General features: G+C 58.9%; 19 protein-coding genes and 2 pseudogenes. 11 read left to right on the top strand and 10 right to left on the bottom strand.

The window, feature by feature from the left end:
• Positions 1 to 357 precede the first annotated feature (357 nt).
• Positions 358 to 1,761, top strand: a complete 1,404-nt coding sequence (locus ACFY9W_RS09285; RefSeq protein WP_391128770.1) for an aminotransferase — start codon at positions 358 to 360, stop codon at positions 1,759 to 1,761.
• 72 nt (positions 1,762 to 1,833) lie between these two features.
• Here ACFY9W_RS09285 and ACFY9W_RS09280 read toward each other — a convergent pair whose 3' ends face one another.
• Positions 1,834 to 2,391, bottom strand: a complete 558-nt coding sequence (locus ACFY9W_RS09280) for a winged helix-turn-helix transcriptional regulator (RefSeq protein WP_391128767.1) — start codon at positions 2,389 to 2,391, stop codon at positions 1,834 to 1,836.
• Between the two features lie 300 nt (positions 2,392 to 2,691).
• On the opposite strand from ACFY9W_RS09280, the gene argE reads away from it, so the two are divergent.
• The 6 genes and pseudogenes from argE (at position 2,692) to ACFY9W_RS09250 (ending at position 7,760) form a co-directional block, all read left to right on the top strand.
• Positions 2,692 to 3,906, top strand: coding sequence for an acetylornithine deacetylase (gene argE, locus ACFY9W_RS09275; RefSeq protein ID WP_391128764.1), 1,215 nt, complete (start codon positions 2,692 to 2,694; stop codon positions 3,904 to 3,906).
• A 113-nt stretch (positions 3,907 to 4,019) separates the two neighbouring features.
• The gene (locus ACFY9W_RS09270; RefSeq protein ID WP_391128762.1) at positions 4,020 to 5,501 is read left to right on the top strand and encodes an amino acid permease; all 1,482 of its coding nucleotides are present in this window, start codon (positions 4,020 to 4,022) and stop codon (positions 5,499 to 5,501) included.
• Between the two features lie 37 nt (positions 5,502 to 5,538).
• Complete coding sequence (gene doeA / locus ACFY9W_RS09265; protein ID WP_391128759.1) at positions 5,539 to 6,741, top strand: ectoine hydrolase DoeA; 1,203 nt, start codon at positions 5,539 to 5,541, stop codon at positions 6,739 to 6,741.
• A gap of 325 nt (positions 6,742 to 7,066) precedes the next feature.
• Positions 7,067 to 7,123: pseudogene (locus ACFY9W_RS09260) on the top strand (hypothetical protein); the annotation flags it as partial.
• A 48-nt stretch (positions 7,124 to 7,171) separates the two neighbouring features.
• Complete coding sequence (locus tag ACFY9W_RS09255; protein WP_391129206.1) at positions 7,172 to 7,336, top strand: hypothetical protein; 165 nt, start codon at positions 7,172 to 7,174, stop codon at positions 7,334 to 7,336.
• 1 nt (position 7,337) lies between these two features.
• Complete coding sequence (locus tag ACFY9W_RS09250) at positions 7,338 to 7,760, top strand: LysR substrate-binding domain-containing protein (RefSeq protein WP_391128757.1); 423 nt, start codon at positions 7,338 to 7,340, stop codon at positions 7,758 to 7,760.
• A gap of 302 nt (positions 7,761 to 8,062) precedes the next feature.
• Here ACFY9W_RS09250 and ACFY9W_RS09245 read toward each other — a convergent pair whose 3' ends face one another.
• The 9 genes from ACFY9W_RS09245 to ACFY9W_RS09205 form a co-directional block, all read right to left on the bottom strand.
• Positions 8,063 to 8,731, bottom strand: a complete 669-nt coding sequence (locus ACFY9W_RS09245; RefSeq protein WP_391128754.1) for an ABC transporter permease subunit — start codon at positions 8,729 to 8,731, stop codon at positions 8,063 to 8,065.
• Between the two features lie 17 nt (positions 8,732 to 8,748).
• A complete protein-coding gene (locus tag ACFY9W_RS09240) occupies positions 8,749 to 9,486 on the bottom strand; it encodes an ATP-binding cassette domain-containing protein (RefSeq protein ID WP_391128751.1) in 738 nt (245 codons plus the stop codon).
• Positions 9,483 to 10,142 carry an ABC transporter permease subunit gene (locus ACFY9W_RS09235; RefSeq protein ID WP_391128748.1) on the bottom strand — a complete coding sequence of 220 codons (660 nt, stop codon included), beginning with the start codon at positions 10,140 to 10,142 and terminating at the stop codon, positions 9,483 to 9,485. Before ACFY9W_RS09235 ends, ACFY9W_RS09240 begins: the two co-directional genes overlap by 4 nt.
• 44 nt (positions 10,143 to 10,186) lie before the next feature.
• Positions 10,187 to 11,008: a transporter substrate-binding domain-containing protein gene (locus ACFY9W_RS09230; RefSeq protein WP_391128745.1), complete on the bottom strand. Its 822-nt coding sequence runs from the start codon at positions 11,006 to 11,008 to the stop codon at positions 10,187 to 10,189.
• A 342-nt stretch (positions 11,009 to 11,350) separates the two neighbouring features.
• Positions 11,351 to 12,553 (bottom strand): CoA transferase, encoded by a 1,203-nt coding sequence (locus tag ACFY9W_RS09225; protein WP_391128742.1) that lies wholly within the window; start codon positions 12,551 to 12,553, stop codon positions 11,351 to 11,353.
• 48 nt (positions 12,554 to 12,601) lie between these two features.
• Positions 12,602 to 13,435, bottom strand: a complete 834-nt coding sequence (locus ACFY9W_RS09220) for an aldolase/citrate lyase family protein (protein WP_391128739.1) — start codon at positions 13,433 to 13,435, stop codon at positions 12,602 to 12,604.
• Between the two features lie 48 nt (positions 13,436 to 13,483).
• A complete protein-coding gene (locus tag ACFY9W_RS09215; protein WP_391128736.1) occupies positions 13,484 to 14,743 on the bottom strand; it encodes a methylaspartate ammonia-lyase in 1,260 nt (419 codons plus the stop codon).
• A gap of 101 nt (positions 14,744 to 14,844) precedes the next feature.
• Complete coding sequence (locus ACFY9W_RS09210) at positions 14,845 to 16,284, bottom strand: aldehyde dehydrogenase family protein (protein ID WP_391128733.1); 1,440 nt, start codon at positions 16,282 to 16,284, stop codon at positions 14,845 to 14,847.
• Positions 16,285 to 16,565: 281 nt separating this feature from the next.
• Entirely contained in the window at positions 16,566 to 18,119 is a 1,554-nt protein-coding gene (locus ACFY9W_RS09205; RefSeq protein ID WP_391128730.1) for a FumA C-terminus/TtdB family hydratase beta subunit, read from the bottom strand.
• A 211-nt stretch (positions 18,120 to 18,330) separates the two neighbouring features.
• Here ACFY9W_RS09205 and ACFY9W_RS09200 point away from each other — a divergent pair, with 211 nt between their 5' ends.
• The 4 genes and pseudogenes from ACFY9W_RS09200 to ACFY9W_RS09185 form a co-directional block, all read left to right on the top strand.
• A complete protein-coding gene (locus tag ACFY9W_RS09200; protein WP_391128727.1) occupies positions 18,331 to 19,230 on the top strand; it encodes a LysR substrate-binding domain-containing protein in 900 nt (299 codons plus the stop codon).
• Positions 19,231 to 19,501: 271 nt separating this feature from the next.
• A complete protein-coding gene (locus ACFY9W_RS09195) occupies positions 19,502 to 20,221 on the top strand; it encodes a gluconate 2-dehydrogenase subunit 3 family protein (protein ID WP_391128724.1) in 720 nt (239 codons plus the stop codon).
• Between the two features lie 36 nt (positions 20,222 to 20,257).
• Positions 20,258 to 22,027, top strand: coding sequence for a GMC oxidoreductase (locus ACFY9W_RS09190; RefSeq protein WP_391128722.1), 1,770 nt, complete (start codon positions 20,258 to 20,260; stop codon positions 22,025 to 22,027).
• A gap of 11 nt (positions 22,028 to 22,038) precedes the next feature.
• Positions 22,039 to 22,229, top strand: a pseudogene (locus tag ACFY9W_RS09185) (cytochrome c); the annotation flags it as partial.

Below are 22,229 nucleotides of genomic sequence, written 5' to 3'. Positions count from 1 at the left end.
CCTGCAGTTGGCAGGAGTTAACAATGAGGGCGGCGATGGGGTGGATGCTCTAGAGCATCCGCCTGTAGCAGCTAGCTCGACCCGGCTGCCCGAGAAGATGCTGCTGGAATGGCGTTGTCAATGGGTGCTGTGAAAGGTTGATCTCCTTTCATTTGATCATGCGTAAAGCATTTAACTAAAATAGTTGACGAATGATTCGCTTCGTGTGATTTTAGGTTCCATATGATCGCTGGCGTCGATGGCGTGACCGAGAGGCGGGGTGTGGTATGCCCAGTCTGCAGGCAGGTCGGCTAAGGGTCATCTAGCCCTGGTGGACGGGTTCAGCCCTGAAACCATTGACCAAGACAGGAAAGTGCTATGAACGACAAAAACTACCAAGAAATCATGGAGCAGGATCGCGCGTCGGTACTGCACCCTTTCACTCAGCTCAAAGACTTGGCCACCGGTAAGATCGACCCCACCGTGATCGTCGATGCCAAGGGCATTCGCGTGACCGACTCCACCGGCCGTCAGTACATCGACAGCTTTGCCGGCCTGTACTGCATGAACCTTGGTTATGGTCGGACCGAAATCGCCGATGCGATTTCTGAGCAGGCACACAAGCTGGGCTTCTTCCACACCTACGCCGGCCACACCACCGATCAGCTGGCTCGCCTGTCGTCGCGTCTGGTCAAGATGGCACCTGGCAAGATGAGCAAGGTGTTCTATGGCCAGTCCGGTTCGGACGCCAACGAAACCCAGGCCAAGCTGGTGTGGTACTACAACAACCTGCGCGGCAAGCCGAACAAGAAGAAGATCATTGCCCGTGAGCGCGCCTACCACGGCAGCTCGATCGTCTCCGGCTCGATGACCGGCATGAGCTTCTACCACAACAACATGGACCTGCCGCTGCCGGTCATCCTGCGCACTGGCGTTCCTCACTACTACTGGGGTTCCAACCCGGGTGAAACCGAGGAGCAGTTCTCTGCTCGCCGTGCAGCTGAACTCGAAGAGCTGATCCTGAAAGAAGGTGCGGACACCATCGGCGCCCTGATTGGTGAGCCGGTGCTGGGTTCGGGTGGTATCGTGCCGCCGCCAAAGGGTTACTGGACCGAGATCAAGCGGGTACTGGACAAGTACGACATCCTGCTGATTGCTGACGAAGTGGTTTGCGGCTTCGGTCGTACCGGCAAGATGTTCGGCTGTGACCACTTCGGTCTCGAGCCAGACCTGATCACCTGCGCCAAAGGCCTGACCTCTGCCTACTTCCCGCTGTCGGCCGTGATTGTCAGCGAGAAGGTATACAAGGTCTTCGAAGACGGCGCAGACAAAGTTGGCCCGTTCTCGCACGGCTACACCTACTCGGGCCACCCGATCGGCCTGGCCACTGCCAACGCAGTGCTGGACATCATCGAGCGGGAAAACATCCCGGAGCATGCTGAGAAGGTTGGCGCCTACTTCCTGCAGAGCCTGAAGGAAACCTTCGGCAATTGCCCGATCGTGGGCGAGGTTCGCGGTATTGGCCTGCTGGCTGCGCTGGAGTTTGTAGCCGACCCTGAGAAGAAGGTCCGCTTCGATGCATCGCTGAAAGTGGGTGCCCGCATTTCCCAGGCTGCCCGCGATCGCAACCTGATCGCCCGTGCAATGCCGCATGGCGATATTCTGGGCTTCTCGCCACCGCTGACCATCACCATCGACGAGGTCAACGAAATCGTCGAGCTGACCCGTCAGGCTGTCGAGCAGGTTGTCGGTGAGCTGCGTGCTGAAGGCGTGATCGCTTAAGCGGGCAGTCCGAACAAGAAGGCGCCAAGTGTGAAGCCTGGCGCCTTTTTTGCTTTCAGACTCATGCGTTATTCATGCCTCCCGCTGTTCCTTGAGGAATTCCTCAATTTCCAGCAGTAATCCTTCAGAGAAATTCTTTGCTGGCATTTCAGCGATCGACACTTGAGTGGCAGTCCCCTGCAGGCCGGTGACCTGCCAAACCCTGTCCATGAGGATGGCGCGCAGGTGATTGTGGTCTCGTGCCCGCAGGCGCACCAGCAGGTCGAGATCGCCGGTGACCAGCAGCACGTCCTGCACCTCGGGGATCTTCCACATCTGGCTCATCACGTCACCGATGTCGTAACCGGGGGTGGCTACCACCGACAGGAAAACAGTCAGCGGGTAACCCAATGCGGCCCAATCCACCTCGGCAGTGTAACCGCGGATGACGCCTGCCTTTTCCAGGCGGCTCATGCGTTCGCTGACAGTGGGGGCGGAGATGCCCAGGTTTCCGGCGATCTGACGCTGAGAGAGCCGGGCGTCGGTCACCAGCACTTTGAGTAGGGCCAGGTCGACCTCATCGAATCCAAAGGTAGGCGTTTCTGGAGCAGTCACCTGGCGGATGGTGGAGTGGGTGGAGGATTTTTGCACGTAGTGCTCCTGAGAGGGGGGCGGGTTTACAAATGTAAGCCTATCACACCGAATGGTAGTAAGAATTTCAAATGCAAAAGAATAAGGGTTTTTAGATCTTTCATGTGAAAGAGATATAGTTAATTGCCTTGCCGTACGAAAGGCATTGTGTAATATTCTCTTTGCGAATGAAGTTGATCGCTCGTGGCCGGGACGAGCGTCAAGGCTACGCAAGACTCCGCTGCAGGACCTCAGGGCCGAGAGCCTCGATTCGTGCCAGCGGTCGCGCTAAGACAAGAGGCTGACTTGAGGAGCCCCTGAATGAATACGTTTGAAGCACACGGTACCGCCGCTGGCGCAGCTGGGCAGATGCCTGCTTCTCTGGAATGGGTGAAACGGCTGGTGGCGATGAACACCGTAAGCCGTCTTTCCAATCTGGAGCTGATCGAAGACGTGCGTGGGTATCTCACCGGGCTGGGTGTCGAATGCACCCTCACGCACCACAAGAGCGGGCAGTGGGCGAACCTTTTCGCCACCATTCCGGCGAGCTCCGGCGTCACCCACGGTGGCATCGTGCTGTCGGGCCATACCGATGTAGTTCCAGTGGATGGCCAGGACTGGCATAGCGATCCGTTCAAGCCTGAGGTGCGAGATGGCAAGCTGTATGGTCGTGGCACCTGTGATATGAAGGGGTTCATTGGTGCCGGCTTGCACCTGGTGCCGGAAATGCTGGGCATGCGCCTGGCCCGGCCGATTCACTTTGCCTTGTCGTTCGATGAGGAAGTGACTTGCCTGGGTGCGCCGCTGATGATCGAAGAGCTGATGAAGCGTGGCATCAACCCAGACGGTTGCATCGTAGGTGAACCGACCAATATGCGCCCGATCATCGCGCACAAAGGTATCAATGCCTATCGCTGCTGCTTCAAAGGCCACGCAGCCCATTCGTCGCTGACGCCGCACGGGCTCAACGCCATTGAATATGCTGCGCGACTGATCTGCTTCATTCGCGACACTGCCGAAGGCTTCCGTCGCAATGGTCCGTTCGACGAGCAGTACGATGTTCCGTTCACCACCGCACAGACCAGCACCATCAGCGGCGGCAACGCGATGAACACTGTGCCGGCTGAATGCAATTTCGAGTTCGAGTTCCGCAACCTGCCGACCCTGGATCCTAAAGTGATCTTCAAGCAGATCGAAGCCTATGCCTTCGATGTACTGCTGCCGAAGATGAAGGCAGAACACCCCGATGCGGCCATCGCCTTCGACATGATCTCCGATGCACCGGGCCTCAACGCCAGCGAGCAGGCGGAAATCACCAAACTGGTACGTGCGCTCACCGGTGACCAGGACAAGCGCAAGGTGGCCTACGGCACCGAGGCTGGCCAATTCCAGGATGCCGGGATCCCCAGCATCATCTGCGGCCCTGGCGACATTCAGCAGGCACACAAGGCCAATGAGTACCTTTCGCTAGACCAGCTGGTTCAGTGTGAAAGCTTCCTGCGCAAAGTGGTACGCAGCGTTTCACTCGATCAATAAGTTCAGGCCAAGCCACTGGTGCAGTGGCTTGTTCAAACCTGACATCCCCCGATTTGTAATGTTCGACCTTAGTTCTGCCTTAAATAAAGTTAATAAAATCAAAGGTGAAAGGTATGCAAAAGCAACCCGTGCACGCATCGTCGGATGCGTCGGCCAGCACCCCTGACGGTGAAGGCACATTGGTTCGCGGTTTGGCGAACCGTCATATTCAGTTGATCGCCATCGGCGGTGCCATCGGTACTGGCCTGTTCATGGGCGCCGGCAAGATGATCCATGTGTCCGGATCGTCAATTGTCCTCACCTACGCCATCATCGGCTTCTTCCTGTTCTTCGTCATGCGTGCACTCGGTGAGTTGCTGCTGTCGAACTTGAAGTTCAAGACATTCGCCGACTTCGCCACCCATTACCTGGGGCCGTGGGCCGGCTTCTTTGTTGGCTGGTCGTACTGGATGACGCTGGTGATTGTTGGCGTGGCCGACTTTATCGTGATCGGTGGTTACTTCAAGTTCTGGTTCCCGGACTTGTCGCCCTGGATACCCGGGATGGGCACGCTGGCCTTCCTGTTCCTGCTGAACATCATGGCGGTCAAGGCTTTCGGGGAAATGGAGTTCTGGTTCGCCCTGATCAAGATCGTCGCCATCGTGTCGCTGATCGTGGCGGCCTTCGTGATGGTCGCCAGCGGGTTCGTCTCGCCCACGGGAGTAACGGCTTCGTTCAAGCATGTGATCGAGCCTGGCACCATGTTCCCGAATGGCATCATGGGTTTCTTCGCCGGTTTCCAGATCGCCATTTTCTCTTTCGCAGGCATCGAGCTGCTGGGTACCACGGCCGCTGAAGCCAAGGACCCCTACAAAACCCTGCCCAAGGCAATCAACGCTGTACCGATCCGCGTGCTGCTGTTCTACGTACTGTCGCTGTCCTGCATCATCGCCGTTTCTTCCTGGGCCATGGTTGCCCCGGACAAGAGCCCATTCGTTCAGTTGTTCCAGATCGCCGGTTTGCCCATTGCGGCAGGTGTGATCAATTTCGTGGTGATCAGTTCGGCCATGTCGGCGGGCAACTGCGACGTGTTCTCTTCCAGCCGCATGCTGTTCGGTTTGTCTTGTGAAGTTGATGCGCCTTCGGTGTTCAAGCGCCTGTCCAAGTCGGCGGTGCCTATGCCTGCGCTGATCTTCTCGTGCTTCTGCATGTTCATGGGCACTGCGCTGCTGGTGTTGATTCCGGACCTGATGACAGTGTTCACCACGGTGTCGACCATCGCGGCGATCCTGTTCATTTTCACCTGGTGCATCATCCTTGGTTCGTACCTGGCCTACCGTGCCAAACGACCTGATCTGCATGAAACCTCGACGTTCAAGATGCCTGCCGGGATCTTCATGTCCTGGGCCTGCCTTGTGTTCTTCGTCTTCGTCCTCGGCCTGCTGGCGCTGGAGCCCGATACGCGCCAGGCACTGGTTTTCATGCCGCTGTGGTTTGTCTATCTGTTCGTGATGTATCGCATTCAGCGCGTCAAAAAGCGCGCGATCAAGCGCGGTCTTTCAGCCGCATCTGTGCAAACAAGTGGTGCCCGCCCGGAAGCAGCGGCAGGCGTCTGAGTGGCCCAACACTCAACGTTTTACGGTAGGAGTCGGTATGAGTGAGAGTGGAAGTGGTTTCCCGTCTCTGAGGCAGTATTTCACTGTCGAAGAGTACGCGGCGAGATTGGTCCGGGTTCGGCAAATGATGCAGCAGCGTGGTGTCGAGTTGCTGATTGTCGCCGACCCGTCGAATATCGCCTGGTTGACTGGGTATGATGGTTATTCGTTCTACAACCACCAGTGCGCGGTGGTCGCAATGGAAGGGGAGCCTGTCTGGTACGGCCGAGGCCTGGACCTGAATGGGGCACGGGCAACGACTTACCTGGCCAATGACAACCTGGTGGGTTACCCGGAGGAATACGTTCAGCGCGACTTGCACCCGATGGAGCATTTTGCCCGGGAAGTGATTCAGGCGCGTGGTTGGGAACGCCGGGTTGTCGGCCTTGAAATGGACAGCTTCTATTTCTCGGCCGCCAGTTTCATGACCCTGCGTAAGTCACTGCCTAATACCACCTGGGTCGATGTCAACAACCTGGTCAACCTGGCCCGTGCCGTCAAGTCCGAGGCGGAGCTTGAGTACATGCGTATTGGTGGCCGCATTCTCGAGAAGATGTACGAGCGTGTGGTCGAAGTGGCCGAGCCGGGTGTGCGCAAGGCTGATGTGGTAGCCGAGATCTACTCCACGGCCATCCGCGGTGTTGACGGGTTTGCCGGTGACTATCCGTCGATCGTGCCGATCGTACCGTCTGGCATCGAAGCAGCTACGCCTCACCTGACCTGGGATGATTCGGTTCTGGTCGCCGGTGAAGGCACGTTCTTCGAGATTGCCGGCGTGTACCGCCGTTATCACTGCCCGGTTTCACGTACGGTGTTTCTGGGTAAGCCGCCGAAGAAGTTCCTCGATGCGGAAAAAGCGGTGGTCGAGGGGATCGAGGCAGGGCTTGAGGTTGCACGGCCTGGCAACACTTGCGAAGACATTGCCCGCGCATTCTTCGATGTCATGGCCAAGCACGGTATCAAGAAGGCAGGGCGTGTCGGCTACCCGGTCGGTCTCAGCTATCCACCTGACTGGGGCGAAAGAACCACCAGCTTGCGCATTGGGGACCAGACGGTCCTGCAACCTGGCATGACGTTCCATTTCATGCCGGGCCTGTGGTTCGACGATTGGGGTATCGAGATCACCGAAACCATTGCGATCACTTCCACTGGGGTGAGTTGCCTTAGCAACGTTCCTCGGAAGATGTTCGTCAAGGAGTAAGTGCTTCCAGGCGCAGGGTAAGTTGGACTGTTCTGACGACTGCCGTACTTGCCCGATGCGTGGATGAAAGGGGAGCTAGAGTGTTACAGACCCCCCGCTTGGCGCTGGCTTCCCGAACTTACGCAAACCTCCGCATTCGCGGAGGTTTGTTTTTTCGGCAAGCATTTTTGATTGAAGAATCAGTCAAGCGTATTTTTCTCTTCATGAGAAATATGGACCTTGAGGATTTGCATATCTTCCGAGCTGTAGTTCAGCACGGTGGAATCGTGCATGCAGCCCGTCAGCTAAACCGCGTACCCTCCAATGTAACGACTCGATCAAGCAGTTGGAAGACCGCTTGAGTGTGGCGCTGTTCCGGCGACAGGGGCGGCATCTAGTGCTTACTGACAATGGGCATGCATTGCTCCGGCATGCACAACGGTTGCTACAGATGCCCGATTTGGCTGAGCAAAAGTTGCAAACTGGTATCGCCGCGGGTGTGCTGCGGCTGGGATCGCTGGAGAGCACGGCGGGGGCCAGGCTGCTACCGTATCTTTCGGCTTATCATCAGCACTTCCCTGAAGTCTGCATCGAGTTGCAGACCGGCATCCACTGATGTGTTGCTGCAAAAGCTTGCGCTTTATGAACTGGACGCTGCATTCGTGGCAGAGCCGTTCGAGCCCGGGCGATGTTCCAGTGCGCCTGCCTTCGACGATGTGTTGACCCTGATCACCGCCAAGGGCGAGGCTGCTATCACGCGGGCGGCCGACCTGCGAGGCATGACGATGGTGGTGTTCCCGCATGGTTGCTCATATCGCCGGCGCTTGGTGGAGTGGTTGGCCGCAGAAGCCGTCTCGCCTGGCAAGCTTCTCGAAATTGGCTCCTACCACGCTATCGTCGCCTGCGTGGCCGCGGGGATGGGGGGGCGGTGTCATCTCCCAGGCGTTGCTCGATCACGCAGTGCTGGGTGCCAGCGTTCAGTGCCATCCGTTGCCGGCTGCATTGGCGAGCAATCGAACGCATCTGGTGTGGCAGGGTGAGATGACTGCGCCTGTGGCAGCTTTCATGCATCTTTTGCAGAGCCCCGAAGCCGCCGCTGAGTGTATGCGGCCAAGGGCTCGCTCCTGAGCCGCAGGTAATGGCCATCTTCGGTGCAGTTGGACAGAATCAGCATGGCAACGAAATCGACCAGCAGCTTCAGCGTCCGGATGCAATCGGCTAGCGCGTCCGTGGCCCGTTCCCTCTTTTGGAGCTGCCGCCCTTATGCCTGGCCTTATGTTGCAGGGCGGCATGCGCGCTGACTATCAAATTTCAGCAGCCTTGCAGGTAGCGTTTGCGAGCGTCAGCTGGCCGGTGCAAGCCCTGGCGTCTGCAACCTGCGCTCCATGAACTTGAGCAGTTCAGCCACCACCAGGGACATTGCCAGGAAGATCAAGGCAACGACCATGAAGGTATAGAGGTATTCATAAGTCTGCGAGCCGATTTCGGATGCTTTGGCGGTGACCTCGGTAAGGCCGATCGCAAATGCGACGGAGGTGTATTTGAGGTTGGTGATCGCTTCGTTGGACCACTGCGGCAGCATCCGACGGATACCTTGGGGCAGCAGGATCAGCCTGAAGCATTTGAACGTGCTCATGCCCATGGCCCTGGCGGCATTCGCTTGGCCACCCGGTATGGAGGTGATTGCCCCACGCAGGTATTCCGACTGATAGGCTGCGGTATTGAGCGCCATAGCGATCAGGGCGGCGCTGAAAGGGGAGAGCACTATCCCTGCAGCTGGCAACCCCAGGTAAATGAATAGCAGTTGCACCAGCATCGGTGTTCCGCGGAACACCTCCACGTAGGTGATCGCAAAAGCTTTCACCAGGCGATTGCCGTACAGGCGCATCCAGGTCAAACAGAGCGCATAAAGGCCACCGAGCGTCATGCTGGCAACCCACAGGGAGAGGGTCACCGGGATGCCTGATGCGATGTCTACGAAGTTATCCTGGCAGAATGTATAGAACGACATGATGGGTCTCCCTGTACTCAGCTGCTGGCGGCGTTCAGGAAACGCAGCACCGTGGCATGTTCCGACTGACTGAACATTTCACCAGGCGGGCCCTGCTCGACTACCTTTCCCCCCTCCATGAAGATGACTTCGTCCGCCGCAGCGCGGGCAAAGGCCATTTCGTGGCTGACTACCAGCATGGTCAGGCCGTCGCTTGCCAGTTGCTTCATGACATTCACGACTTCGGTCTTCAGTTCGGGATCCAGCGCCGATGTCGGCTCGTCGAACAGGATGACCTGCGGCTCCATCGCTAACGCCCGGGCGATCGAGACCCGCTGTTGCTGGCCGCCGGACAGCTGGGCGGGGTAGTAATCAGCTCTTGCGTTCATCCCGACCTTGGCCAGCATGTCCATGGCCAGTTCTTCGGCCTCACGGCGCGGGCGCCCGAGGACCTTGTGCGGGCCGATCGCCACATTCTGCAGAACCGTCAGATGTGAAAACAGGTTGAAGTCCTGGAACACGAAGGCGAGTCGTTGCCGAATGCTGTCCAGATTCTTTTCGGTCAACATTTCGCCGCCCAGGATGACGCGACCGCTGTCAGGTGGATTGAGATGGTTGATACAGCGCAGCAAGGTTGACTTACCGGTACCGGAAGGGCCCATGATGACCTTGCTCTGACCCTTCTCCAGCGTCAGGCTGACGCCATTGAGCACAGGGATACCAGCATAGGTCTTGATGATGTCGTGGACTTCGAGAATCTTCTGTACGTTGTTCATGTCGCTGTACTCATCCCAGGAATTGATATGGCCTTGTTCAAGCGGGCGAAAGCCCAGTTGCCGAAACGGTTCATGAGGAAGTAGGTGAGCGCCACAGCGGCGAAGACCAGCAGGACGTTACCCTGTGTGCTGGAGATGATGTACTTGGCTTGACGGGTGAGCTCCACGACGCCGATCACATAGGCCAGCGATGTGGCCTTCAGCTGAGAGGAAAACTCGTTTCCCCAGGGCAGGATGGTGTGGCGTGCGGCGCTGGGCAGAATTACCCAGCGCACGGCTTGCCATTTCGACATCCCCATCGCTCGGCCAGCCAGCATCTGGCCGACCGGTACATTGAGTATCGCACCGCGAAAGATCTGCGATTGATAGGCCCCTGAGCTCAGGCCGAGGGCGACCCCGGCCGACCAGAAGGGTGACAGGGAAACGTACTCCGACCCACCGTGATAGACCAGCAGCAGCAATACTACAGGGGGGATGCCGCGAAAGATGCGTTCATAAAGACCCACTGCGACCTTGAGAGGAAGCGGGCCGTAGATCTGCAGTAGGGCGATTGTCACGCCAATGGCGCAGCCTAAGGTCAGCACTACTGCCAGCAAAGAGAGTGCGACCATGGCGCCGTCCAGCAGGAACGGCAGGTTTTCGATCAGCAAGTTCATGACAGGCTCCACGAAGGGGCAGCTATCGACTGCCCCTGGCAAAGTTATTCGGCTGTGTAACCTGGTATCGGCGCTTTGTAGGACTGCACATAGTCCGGCATGTACGCCGGGATTGGCCTGATGGTCGACTGGGGAGAATACTGGTGGACAATTTTTTCCCACTGACCCGAGCGATTGAGAGCCAGGATCCCGGCATTGAGCTTGGGTAGCAGGCCTTTTGGATCACCTTTTTTCACTGCCAGGGCTTGTGGCTGATTCTGGATGATGGTCCCGGCAATTTTGATTGGCTGGCCTTTGGCAATCAGGTCTTCCGCCGTGTCAGTACTGGTGACGACTGCTTGCAGGCGGCCGGCATGCATGTCTTCGATCGCGGTGATCAGGTCTTCATAGCTGCGCAGGGTCACGCCTACATCGTTCTTCACCAGATTCCTGTTGAGCCACTCGAACTGCGTTCCACCACCTTGAGCGCCGACGCTGGCGTTGCAGCACAGTGCGGTCACGACATTCTTGTCGGAATTGCGCGGGATCAGCACCTCATCATTGTTCTGCCACCATGGGATGGCGAAATCGAGCACTTTGGCTCTGGTTTCGGTGACATTCAACCCGGTGACGATCAGATCGATTTTCTGACCGGCCAACGAAGGGATCAGTGAAGGCCATGGCAGGTCTTGAAACTCGACCTCCAGATCTTGCGATTTGGCGATCTCTTTCATGGCATCGATGGCAATGCCTTTGACCTCGCCTTTCTCTACATAGGCCCATGGTGGGAATGAAGCCTCGATGCCAGCAATGACCTTATCTGCGGCGTGTGTCATGCCACTCCAGATTCCCAGAGTGAGTGTCGCTGCCAGGAACAAACGGTTCATGAAACCTCCAATTATTGATTTGGTTCTCGGGTGTCTGAACAAATCATCGCGTGCGCACATGCACTTGAACGGGCAAGTGGGGTGAGGCGTAACCGATGCGATTGGGTTTTCGGCAGAGTGCTGAATGTGTGATGGCGTCCCCATGGAAGAGAACAGTCGTTAGTTTGTTATTTTATTTATGAATACTGGCGTGCGTGAGTCGGTATTTGATAATTTTTTACTTTATTGTTGTTTCAAAGGCAAGGTTCGTCGCTTGGTTTGTTCTATTTAGCGATGATTTTCTATGGATTTATCTTTCGTTTATTTTTGTGGTCGGGGCGTAAGCCCCGGCCAGCCACCCCTTTAGATGACGTTGTCCTTGGTCAACTGGTTGATCTGTCCCACGCTGTAGCCCAGCTCAGCCAGAATCGAAGACGAATGCTGCCCGACTGCCGGAACATCGCCCATGCGTGGCTCGAACGCCGAGCTGCGTCCTGGGGGCAGCAGTGCGGGTAAGGTGCCCGCCGGGCTACCCACCTCACGCCAGCGATCGCGGGCCTTGAGCTGTGGATGCTCCCACACGCCGGCCATCTCGTTGACCCTTGCATTGGCGATCTGTGCTTCATCCAGGCGTTGCACCACGGCGTCGGCGCTGAGGCTGGAGAACAGGTCGAGAATGATCTGTCGCAGCTCTGCCCGGTTGGCCGAGCGCAGTGGGTTGGTGGCAAAGCGCGCGTCATCGGCAAGCTCCGGCAGTTGCAATACGCACTCGCAGAATGACCGCCACTCGCGCTCGTTCTGCAGCCCCAGCATGACCACGCCGCCGTCGCCCGCATTGAACGGGCCGTAGGGGTAGATGGTGGAGTGTGAAGCGCCGGCCCGTGGTGGTGGCGGAGCGTCGTTGTAGGCGTAGTACAGCGGATAACCCATCCACTCTACCAGGCTCTCGAGCATTGAGATGTCGACACGGCTACCAGTGCCGGTCTTGTCGCGCAGCAGCAGCGCACTGAGAATGTTGGTGTAGGCGTACATGCCGGCGGCAATGTCGGCAATCGAACAACCGGCCTTGGCCAGTTGGTCTTCGCCCTGGCCGCCGGTCACCGACAGGAAACCGCCCTCGCTCTGGATAAGCAGGTCGTAGGCTTTCTTTTTCTCGTAAGGACCGCCGACGCCATAACCAGAAATGTCACAGACGATCAGGCGCGGAAAGCGCTCCTTCAGGATCTCGTAGTCTAGCCCCATGCGCGCTGCCGCACCTGGCGCCAGATTCTGGATCAGCACATCGGCGTCCTCCAGCAGCTTAAGCAGGATTTCCTTGCCTTCGGCAGCCTTGAGATCCAGGCCCAGGCTCTCTTTCGAACGGTTGGTCCAGACGAAGTGGGAGGATAGACCATTGACTCGGGTATCGTAGCCGCGGGCGAAATCACCGCTGCCTGGGCGTTCTATCTTGATAACTCGGGCGCCGAGGTCTGCAAGTTGACGGGTGCAGAAGGGGGCCGCGATTGCGTGCTCCAGGCTGATGACTTTGACGCCGTCCAGCGGCCGGACAGTGTGTGAATTGTTCATTGATAATCTCCCGTTGCAACGCCAGCCGTCTGGCGGCTGGCCGGACAGTCAGTTGAGAGTGGCATGCGCTGCCTGAGCGAGAATTTGCTCGGCTCGCAGCACCACCGGGCGATCGATCATCTGGCCGTCGATCGTGGCCACGTTGCTGTCTGACGCGCGCTGGACAATTGCGGTGGCCCAGGCGATCTCGTCTTCGGTAGGCAGGTAGGCGCGTCGTACCGGGGCGACTTGGCGAGGGTGAACGCAGAGCTTGCCGGTGAAGCCCAGGGAGCGGGCATATTCAGCTGCATGCAAGGTCACTGACTCATCGAGGATATTGGTCGTAACCCCGTCGATGGGGCTGGCGATCTGGCTTGCTGCGGAAGCCAGCACCAGTTGAGAGCGTGCGAACAGTTGTGCCTGGTTGTCGTCAGACTTGATCTGCACGTCTGCAGCAAAATCGACATTGCCGAAGGCCAGACGGGCAACGCGGGGAGAGGCAGCGATCTGTGGCGCGTTGAGGACACCCTTGGCGGTTTCGATCAGGGCCACGATCAGAATTCCGTCGCCGAATGTGGCAACGGTTTCGGCAATGTCCTCAGGGGTTTCGGCCTTGGGCAGCATGACTACACGCGCAAGTCCGGCAAGGGCGTGTACGTCTTCCTCGAACGCCGGGGTCATGCGTGGGTTGATGCGTACGACCGTCGGCAGGGTCGGGTTGCTCAGGAGCCAGGTCCGCACGTTTGCTCGCGCTTGCGTTTTCTCGGCTGTTGCGACGGCATCCTCAAGGTCGATGATGACGATATCGGTGCCAGACTCATGGGCCTTCTGGAAGCGTTCAGGACGGTTGCCTGGTACGAACAGGAACGAAGTGGCGCCATTGATGACGGTGTGCAGCGACATGATTCTTATCCTCTGAGGCGACGCAGGCGCCGCCCCGTGCATCAGTGGTCAGGAACGCTCGATAAGGCTGGCGATCCGCAGAGCGCGGTTCATCTCGTTAAAGACGATGTTGTAACCCTCGTCGAAGCCCATGCCGGGCTTGGCCAGCATCTGGCTAACGCCGGTTGCCACGCCGATATGGGCGGTGGTACGCGCCGACTGGTCCGTCTCTGCGCAGGTGCCGCCGAGTACCGGGCCGATACCGTATTTGTGGCAGTCGAGGATGGCGTCGATGGAGTTGTGAATCGAGCCCAGGTCCGGGGTCTTGATTTGCACCATGTCGGTAGCACCGGCGGCTGCGAACAGGTGGACATCCTCGGCCGTGTTGGCCCATTCATCGGCAATGATCGACACCTTGCTGCCACGCGATTTCAGCGTTTGTCGCAGATTCGCCATGGCTTCGATCTGAGCGTCGCGGTTGCCGGCATCGAGTGGGTGTTCGATGCGCAGTTCGTGGTCGCCTGCAGCACGTTCCAGCTTCTGGATGATTGTGGCGGTGTGCTCGATCGAGCCTAGTGCCACGCTGCCGATCAGGCCATACACGTCGATGTGGAGGATGGGTTTGTAGCTTTCGCTGACGCGCAGTTGGCCGATGCGTGCGCGCAGCCAGCCGATGTACTCTTCCAGCGCGACGCCGTCGGTGCCTACCAGGCTTGGTGTGTTGATCAAGCCATGGGGAAGGACCGGGACGCTCTTGAGGATCATCTTGTCGACGGTGGTATAGCGTTCATCGCCGCACTGGCCGTAGATCGGTACCGCAGCCAGTGGGCGACTGATGTCCCATTCGTCCTTGATCACCTGAGCCATCAGGTGGTGACCAGCGGCATGCGCCGCAGCATTGAGCAGTGCCTGGGAAACGCCATAGGCAGCAGCCCGCTTGCTGTCGAACAGTTCATCCACCAGGCGTTCGGTGGCGATCGCTGCTTCACGGAAACCGTTCACCGGCATACCCACCAGGCGAGGCCCCAGTTCCTGTTCGATCTGCTGGGCGAGGGCGGCGGCGTGGAAGCGTGGCTCACGGCCGCCCACGCCGGTGTACTGCACGCTCGCGCAGTCGCCGTGGGCGATGTAACCGTCGCTCAGCACCAACATCACCGAGACGGCTTCGGAGGGCTCGCGAACCGCTTTGAAGCCAGGGGTCACAGGGACGCCCAAGTAAGCCGAGCCATCCCTTACTGCACCCGCCTTGATCGCGGCTTGGTCATCGAAAAAGAACGAACCTACGCCAGGGGACGCAATTACCTTGGCGATTGTGAGCGGAGTAGCCATTTCAACCTCTTCGAGATGTCGCGAATAATCGCGTCCATTGATATTTGGCAAGTGGCGCTCCCGATTCAGGGCCGGTGAGCGCCAGTTCGTCAGGTTGCGAGTCAGAGCGCAGACTGGTTGATCAGCTTGAGTTGGGTGTAGGCGAGCACGCCTTCGCTGCCGCCTTCGTAGCCGTAACCACTGTTACCCAAGCCACCCAGCGCAACGTCGGGCAGGGACGGGGCCGTCTGGTTGATGCCCAGGTTAGAAGCGTTCAGCTTCGCCACGACCTCGTTGCGTACTCGCAGCGAATCGCTGAACAGGTACGCAGCGAATGCATAAGGTGCTGCGTTGGCATGCTCGAGGGCTTGCTCAAGCGAGGCGACTTTCTGCACGGTGGCAATCGGGCCAAAAGGTTCTTCGAAGAGGATCTTGGCGTCGCTAGGTACATTGCTGAGAATGGTTGGCTTGAAGAAGAAGCCGGGGCGGTCGACTTGGTAGCCACCCGTCTCGACCACTGCACCTTTGCTGACCGCATCCTCGATCAGCGCCTTGAATTCGGCGATACGACCTGCATGGGCAACAGGGCCGAGGGTGGTGCCGTCTTCGAGGCCGTGGCCCAGCTGGTAGGACTCGGCCTTTGCGACGAGACCCTGAACAATCTTGTCATGCAGGCTTTCATGAACCAGGTAGCGAGTAGGCGCGACGCAGGACTGACCGGCGGTGCCGAACTTGGCGGGTGCCGTGACCTGGATGACGCGCTCTGGATCGGCGTCCTCCCAAACGATCACCGGGGCATGGCCACCCAGCTCAAAGACACAGCGCGTTAGATTGCGCGCCGCTTGGGCGGCCAAGAGCTTGCCGACATGGGTGGAGCCAGTGAACGAGACGATCTTGACCTCAGGTGCGGCAAGCAGTTGCTCACTCACTGCGGCAGGGTCGCCGTACACCAGGTTCACAACCCCGGCCGGGATACCCGCATCGACGATGGCACGAATGATCACGGTGGCACTGTATGGCGTGAACTCAGACGCTTTGAGCACTGCCGTGCAACCGGCGGCCAGCGCAGCACCCAGCTTGCGGGCAATCAGCACGGCCGGGAAGTTCCACGGGGTGATCGCTACTGCCACTCCCAGTGCGGTGGGTACTGAAAGACGCGTGCTGCCTTCGACGATGCCAGTGTGGACTTTGCCGAAGACGCGCGAAGCCTCTTCGCCGTTCCAGCCGAATGCTTCGATCGCGCGCCCGGCTTCGCCGTAGGCATCTGCCTTGGTCTTGCCACCTTCCAGCAACAAGGCATTGGCAAGCTCATCGACGCGTTCCGCCAGCAGGGCCGAAACCTTCTTCAGCAGCAGCCCGCGGTGGACGGCAGGGGTTCGGCTCCACGCCGGGAATGCTGCGTCGGCCGCTTTGATTGCTGCATCGACCTGACTTGCGCTGGCCAGGCTGACAATGCCAAGGATCTCGCCGTTGCCAGGGTCCACGTTGTCGCGTTTGCCCGCGCTGCCCTCCTGCCATTGGCCATTGATGAAGAGATGTGCATCCAGGTTCTTAGCGGGCATAGCGGACTCCGAAGTATCAGTCGATGGGCATCAGCGCCAGGGTTCGGCGGTTATTTTTGGATATCGTGCCGAGAATTTCATTCGCATGATCGATTCTACACAACGCTTTTCAAATGACAAGAGTTCTGTTGTAAACCCTTTCTTATGAAAGATATTGATTCAAAGTTGTTTTTTTATGTGGAGTCCTCCTAGAGCGCTTTATGAGCCCTCAGGCCTCTTCGTTAAGCCTTGACCGCTGCAGCTCTGTTGCAGCGGTCTTTTTTATCCGGCTGTGTGCGGCTTCAGGCGTCGCCGCGCAGCAGAATGCGTTCGCTCCAGTACTGCGGGCCGGTTTGATGCACCGAGGTGCCTTGGCTGTCGACTGCCACGGTAACGGGCATGTCCTTCACCTCGAACTCATAGATGGCTTCCATGCCAAGGTCCTCGAAGGCCAGCACGGTCGACTTGCGGATGGCTTGCGCCACCAGGTAGGCGGCGCCGCCGACGGCCATCAGATACACCGCCCGGTTGTCCTTGATGGCCTCGATTGCCGCAGGGCCGCGTTCGGATTTGCCGATCATGCCAAGCAGGCCGGTCTGTTCCAGAATTTGCCGGGTGAACTTGTCCATGCGGGTGGCAGTTGTGGGCCCGGCAGGGCCGACCACTTCGTCACCTACCGGATCGACGGGGCCAACGTAGTAGATGAACCGGCCTTTCAGGTCGACGGGCAGTGACTCACCCCGGTTTAGCATTTCCACCATGCGCTTATGCGCCGCATCGCGACCGGTCAGCATCTTGCCATTTAGTAGCAGTGTCTCGCCCGGTTGCCAGCTGGCGATGTCCTCCGGGGTCAGGCTGTCCAGGTCGATGCGGCGTGCGCTGGGGCCGGCCTCCCAGACGATCTCGGGGTAGGCGTCAAGCGAAGGTGCTTGCAGCTCGGCGGGGCCGGAGCCATCAAGCACGAAGTGAGCATGCCGAGTTGCCGCGCAGTTGGGGATCATGCAGATGGGCAAAGATGCTGCGTGGGTGGGGTAATCGAGGATCTTCACATCCAGGACCGTAGTGAGTCCGCCCAGGCCCTGTGCACCAATCCCCAGTTGATTGACCTTCTCGAACAGCTCCAGGCGTAACTCCTCGATCCGGTTCGCAGGGCCGCGGGCCTTTAGCTGGTGAATATCGATAGCCCCCATCAGGCTCTCCTTGGCCATCACAGCAGCTTTTTCCGCAGTACCGCCTATGCCAATGCCGAGCATGCCAGGAGGGCACCATCCGGCACCCATCGTTGGCACCGTCTTCAACACCCAGTCAACGATCGAGTCGGAGGGGTTGAGCATGGCCATCTTTGACTTGTTTTCCGATCCACCGCCTTTGGCAGCGATGTCGATTTCGACGGTCGCGCCCGGTACCAGCGAGTAGTGAATGATTGCCGGCGTATTGTCGCGCGTATTGGGGCGTCGGCCTGCGGGGTCGCTCACGATCGATGCGCGCAGCACGTTCTCTGGCAACTGGTAGGCGCGGCGTACACCCTCATTGATCATGTCGTCGACGCTCAGGCCAGAATTCTCCCAGCGAACTTGCATGCCAACGCGTACGAATACCGTGACGATGCCGGTGTCCTGGCAGATAGGCCGGCGACCGGTCGCACACATGCGTGAGTTGATCAGGATCTGCGCCATTGCATCCTTGGCAGAGGTTGACTCTTCGCGCAGGTAGGCGCCATGCAAAGCTTCGATGAAATCGGTGGGGTGGTAGTACGAGATGTACTGCAGCGCGTCCGCCACGCTCTGGATCAGGTCTTCGCTTCGGATGACAGCAGCGTTGTTGGGGGGGGTGTTGGCGTTATCGTCCGGATGCATAGAAGGATCTCGAATTGCGAGTATGGTCATTTGATTTGTTTTTTTTAGATTAGCTTTTCCTTTGCAATTTATATTGCAGCAAATAATTTCAAATGAGAAGATTTTGTGAGTTTTAGATTCCTTTGCTATCGCGGAATGTCAACAGGATGACGCTAGGGCGCTGGACGCGGGGAGGTGCATAGCTCGGGTTGATCGCACACCAGGAATTATCATGACCATGAACATCAAGGACTTGGCGCTTTTTGTCGAAATCGCCAACGCGCCGAGTCTCAGCCTTGGGGCCAAACGGGCGCTACTGTCACCTGCCGCAGCCAGTGCGCGGATCAAGGCGCTCGAACTGGAGGTGAACGCTCAGTTGCTCTATCGCAATAGTCGCGGGGTGATGCTCACGGATGCCGGATCACGGCTGCTGGTACACGCCAGGCTCGTCATGCAGCAGCTCGAATGCTTGAAGTCCGAGTTTGCTGAGCCAGGCGTGGGCAGCTTTGGGCGCATCAAGGTCGTCGCCGATACGATTGCGGTCATCGATGCCTTGCCGATAGCGCTAAGACGTTTTCGAGCGGATTTTCCAGGTGTGGATATAGAGCTTCAGGAGCGCAATTCAGTGGATGTCCTTGGCGACATTCTGGAGGGGGCCGCGGATATTGGAATCACCACTGGCCCTGTCAGTGGTCCGGTGTCAGCCATCGGCCTGGAGGTCATTCCGTTCAGCACTGAGCGTCTGGTGCTGGCTGTGGCCGCAGATCATCCGCTGAGTAGAAACAATAGCGTGACGTTAGCTGACGCCTTTCTCTATTCCCATGTCAGCTTGCCGGCGGGAAGTCCGCTGCATGAGCTCCTGAAAAAGCACGCGAGCCAGCTCGGCTGCGAGTTTGCTCCACCCCTTCAGGTGGCCAGCTTCGAGGCCGTCAGCAGAATGGTAGAGGCGGGGGTTGGCGTTGCGATATTGCCTCAATCACTCGGCAGAAGGTACCGCAAGGCCATGAGCCTCCACATCAAGGAGCTTTCGGAGCCGTGGGCGGTGTTGGAGCGCAGCGTTGTTTTCCGAGATTTCAGCGCACATCCAGGCTACTCCAAATCACTCATCACCTTACTGCGTTCCCTTCATTGACCGCTTCACTCCGAGGTCTACAGCATCCAAATGTTGCTGTGGGAGGAGTGCGACAATGGTGCGGTTGACAATTTGGGTAGAAACAAATTGTTACTAGATAGGTAGCCTGCTACCATTCACAATCCGTGAGATACGATGTCTGTCATATGTATGACTAGTTGAGCTCGCTGCAATCAGTGCAGCGCGCTCTGGAAAGTCGACGAGAGCAGTGCCTGAGCCTGCCGATGAGCACATTTCATGGGTCTGAGTGATTAGTCATAGGTAGACCTGCATGTTGTTAGCCAAACAAACCTCGCGAAGGAAGTTCCTGCTTTCGTCGCTGATCGCCTTGCCCGCGATGGGCATCACCGTCAACGGCCTGAGTGCCGCGCTGGCGGCAGAAATGGCGGCGCCGAGCCTCGAAAGCTACACCCCGTGTTTCTTCACTCCGGCCGAATGGACCTTCATCCTCGCCGCCTGCGATCGCCTGATCCCCGCCGACGGCCGTGGCCCCGGTGCGCTGGAAACCAATGTGCCGATCTTCATCGACCAGCAACTGGCCGGTGACCTGGGCAGCGAGATCTATCTGGAAGGCCCGTTCGACCTGAATGCCCCGGCCACCCTGGGCTACCAGCTGCCGTACACCCCGCAGCAGGTCTACCGCAAAGGTATCGCCGCGCTGGAAAGCTGGTGCCAGGCCACCCACGGCCAGCACTTTGCCCTGCTGGAGCTGGGCAAGCGCGATGACGTGTTGAAGAAACTGCAAGCCGGCCAGGTCGACTTCGCCGCCCATGGCGAAAGTGTACTCAAAGCCAAACTGTTCTTCGGCGAACTGCTCAACCACAGCCGTCAGGGCTGGCTGGCCGACCCTATCTACGGCGGCAACAAAGGTATGAAGGCGTGGATCGCCATCGGCTTCCCCGGTGCCCGCGCCAGCTATCTGGAATGGGTCGCCCAGCACAACGTCCCGTACCCCCTCGGCCCGGTCAGTCTGACCGGCCAACGCGGTTGATCCCTTCGCTTCGAGTTACAGCATTCAAGGTTTTTTATGGCAAATATTACCAATGACGAAGTCGACGTCGCCGTCGTCGGCCTGGGTTGGGCCGGCTCGCTGATGAGCATCGAGCTTGCCCAGGCAGGCTTGAAAGTGCGCGCCTTCGAGCGCGGTGAAGACCGCACCAACGCCGATTTCGCCTACCCGAAACCGGCTGACCAGTACGCCTACGGCGTGCGCAACAAGATCATGGTCACGCCCAAGGACGGCGCGCTCACCGTGCGCCACAACCTCAACGGCACCGCCTTGCCGACCCGCCAGTGGGGCGCCTTCGTGCCTGGCACCGGCGTCGGTGGCTCGGGCCTGCACTGGACCGGCGTACTGATCCGCCCTACGCCGACCGACATCAAGCTCAAGACCTACGCCGACCAGGCCTATGCCCCGGGCATCCTGCAAAGCGACATGACCATCGGCGACTTCCCGTTCACCTGGGACGAGATCGAGCCGTACCTCGACAAGTTCGACAAAATCTGCGGCCTGTCGGGCAACACCGGCAACCTCAACGGCCAGATCCTGGTAGGCGGCGACCCGTTCGAAGGCCCGCGCTCCAACCCGTACCCGCTGCCCGCGCTGGAAGATACGCTGAACAATAAAATGTTCGCCGACGCCGCGCGCAAGCTGGGTTACCACCCGTTCCCCAACCCCTCGGCCAACGTGTCGCGGGCCTGGAAGAACCCCTACGGCAACCAGATCGCGCCGTGCAACTACTGTGGCTACTGCAGCAAGTACCCGTGCCTGAACTACTCCAAGGCCTCGCCGCAGACGGCGGTGATGGACGCGCTCAAGCGCATGGACAACTTCGACTACCGGGTCAATGCCAACGTCCTGCGCGTGGAACTGCACCCGGACGGCAAGACCGCCAAGGGCATCACCTACGTCGACGCCCAGGGCAACGAGGTGTTCCAGCCCGCGAAGATCGTCGTGCTGGCGGCGTTCCAGTTCGTCAACGTGCGCCTGATGCTGCTGTCGGGCATCGGCCAGCCGTACAACCCGGTCACCCGCAAGGGCACCATCGGCCGCAACTACGCGTTCCTCAGCAACGGCGGCGCCACGCTGTTCTTCAAGGACAAGCACTTCAACCCGTTCGCCACCGCCGGTGCCACCGGGCAGATGTTCAACGACGTCTCCCCAGGCAATTTCGACGGCCCGTCCCTGGGCTTCATCGGCGGCGCCAAGATCCACAGCTCGCAAGCCACCGGCACGCCGATCGGCACCGCGTTGCCTTCCGGCACCCCGGAGTGGGGCCAGGGCTGGAAGGAAGGCATGCAGGACTGGTACGGCCACTCGATGAAGATCAGCATCTCCACCGGCTGCATGTCGTACCGCGACCACTATGTCGACCTCGACCCGACCTACAAGGACCCGTGGGGCCAGCCGCTGCTGCGCATCACCTTCGACTGGAAGGAGAACGAGCTCAAGCTGCAGCAGCACCTGCGCAAGATCGTGCTGGACATCACCAAGGAACTGAACCCAGACAGCTACAGCGAAAGCTTCCTGGGCATGGACTCGCACTGGGATATCACCAAGTACGTGTCCACCCACAACGTCGGTGGCGCAATCATGGGTGACTCGCCGGAAACCAGCGCGCTCAACCGCTACCTGCAGAGCTGGGACGTGCATAACGTGTTCGTGCCGGGCGGCAACGCCTTCCCGCAGAACTTCCAGGCCAACCCGACTTCCATGATCGGCGCCCTGACCTTGTTCGCGGCCCAGGCCATCAAGGACCAGTACCTGAAGAACCCTGGCCCGCTGGTGCAGGCGTGAGGAGCGAGAACATGACAATCAAATCCCGTTCCATCCTGTCGATCGTGCTGGGTGTCGCCGTACTGGCCGCCGTGCTGGCGTGGATCGTCGCCGGCCTGCTCAACCGGTCCGGTGACGCCTCCGCGCAGTTGACCCAGGCCGTGACCCCGGCGCTGATCGAGAAAGGCGCCTACCTGGCCCGTGCTGGTGACTGCGTGGCCTG

It is taken from the genome of Pseudomonas sp. NPDC008258, assembly GCF_042956345.1.
Taxonomy (GTDB): Bacteria; Pseudomonadota; Gammaproteobacteria; order Pseudomonadales; family Pseudomonadaceae; genus Aquipseudomonas.
The sequence above is the reverse complement of the archived record's forward strand: the minus strand, read 5'-3'. Positions and strand labels throughout refer to the sequence as shown.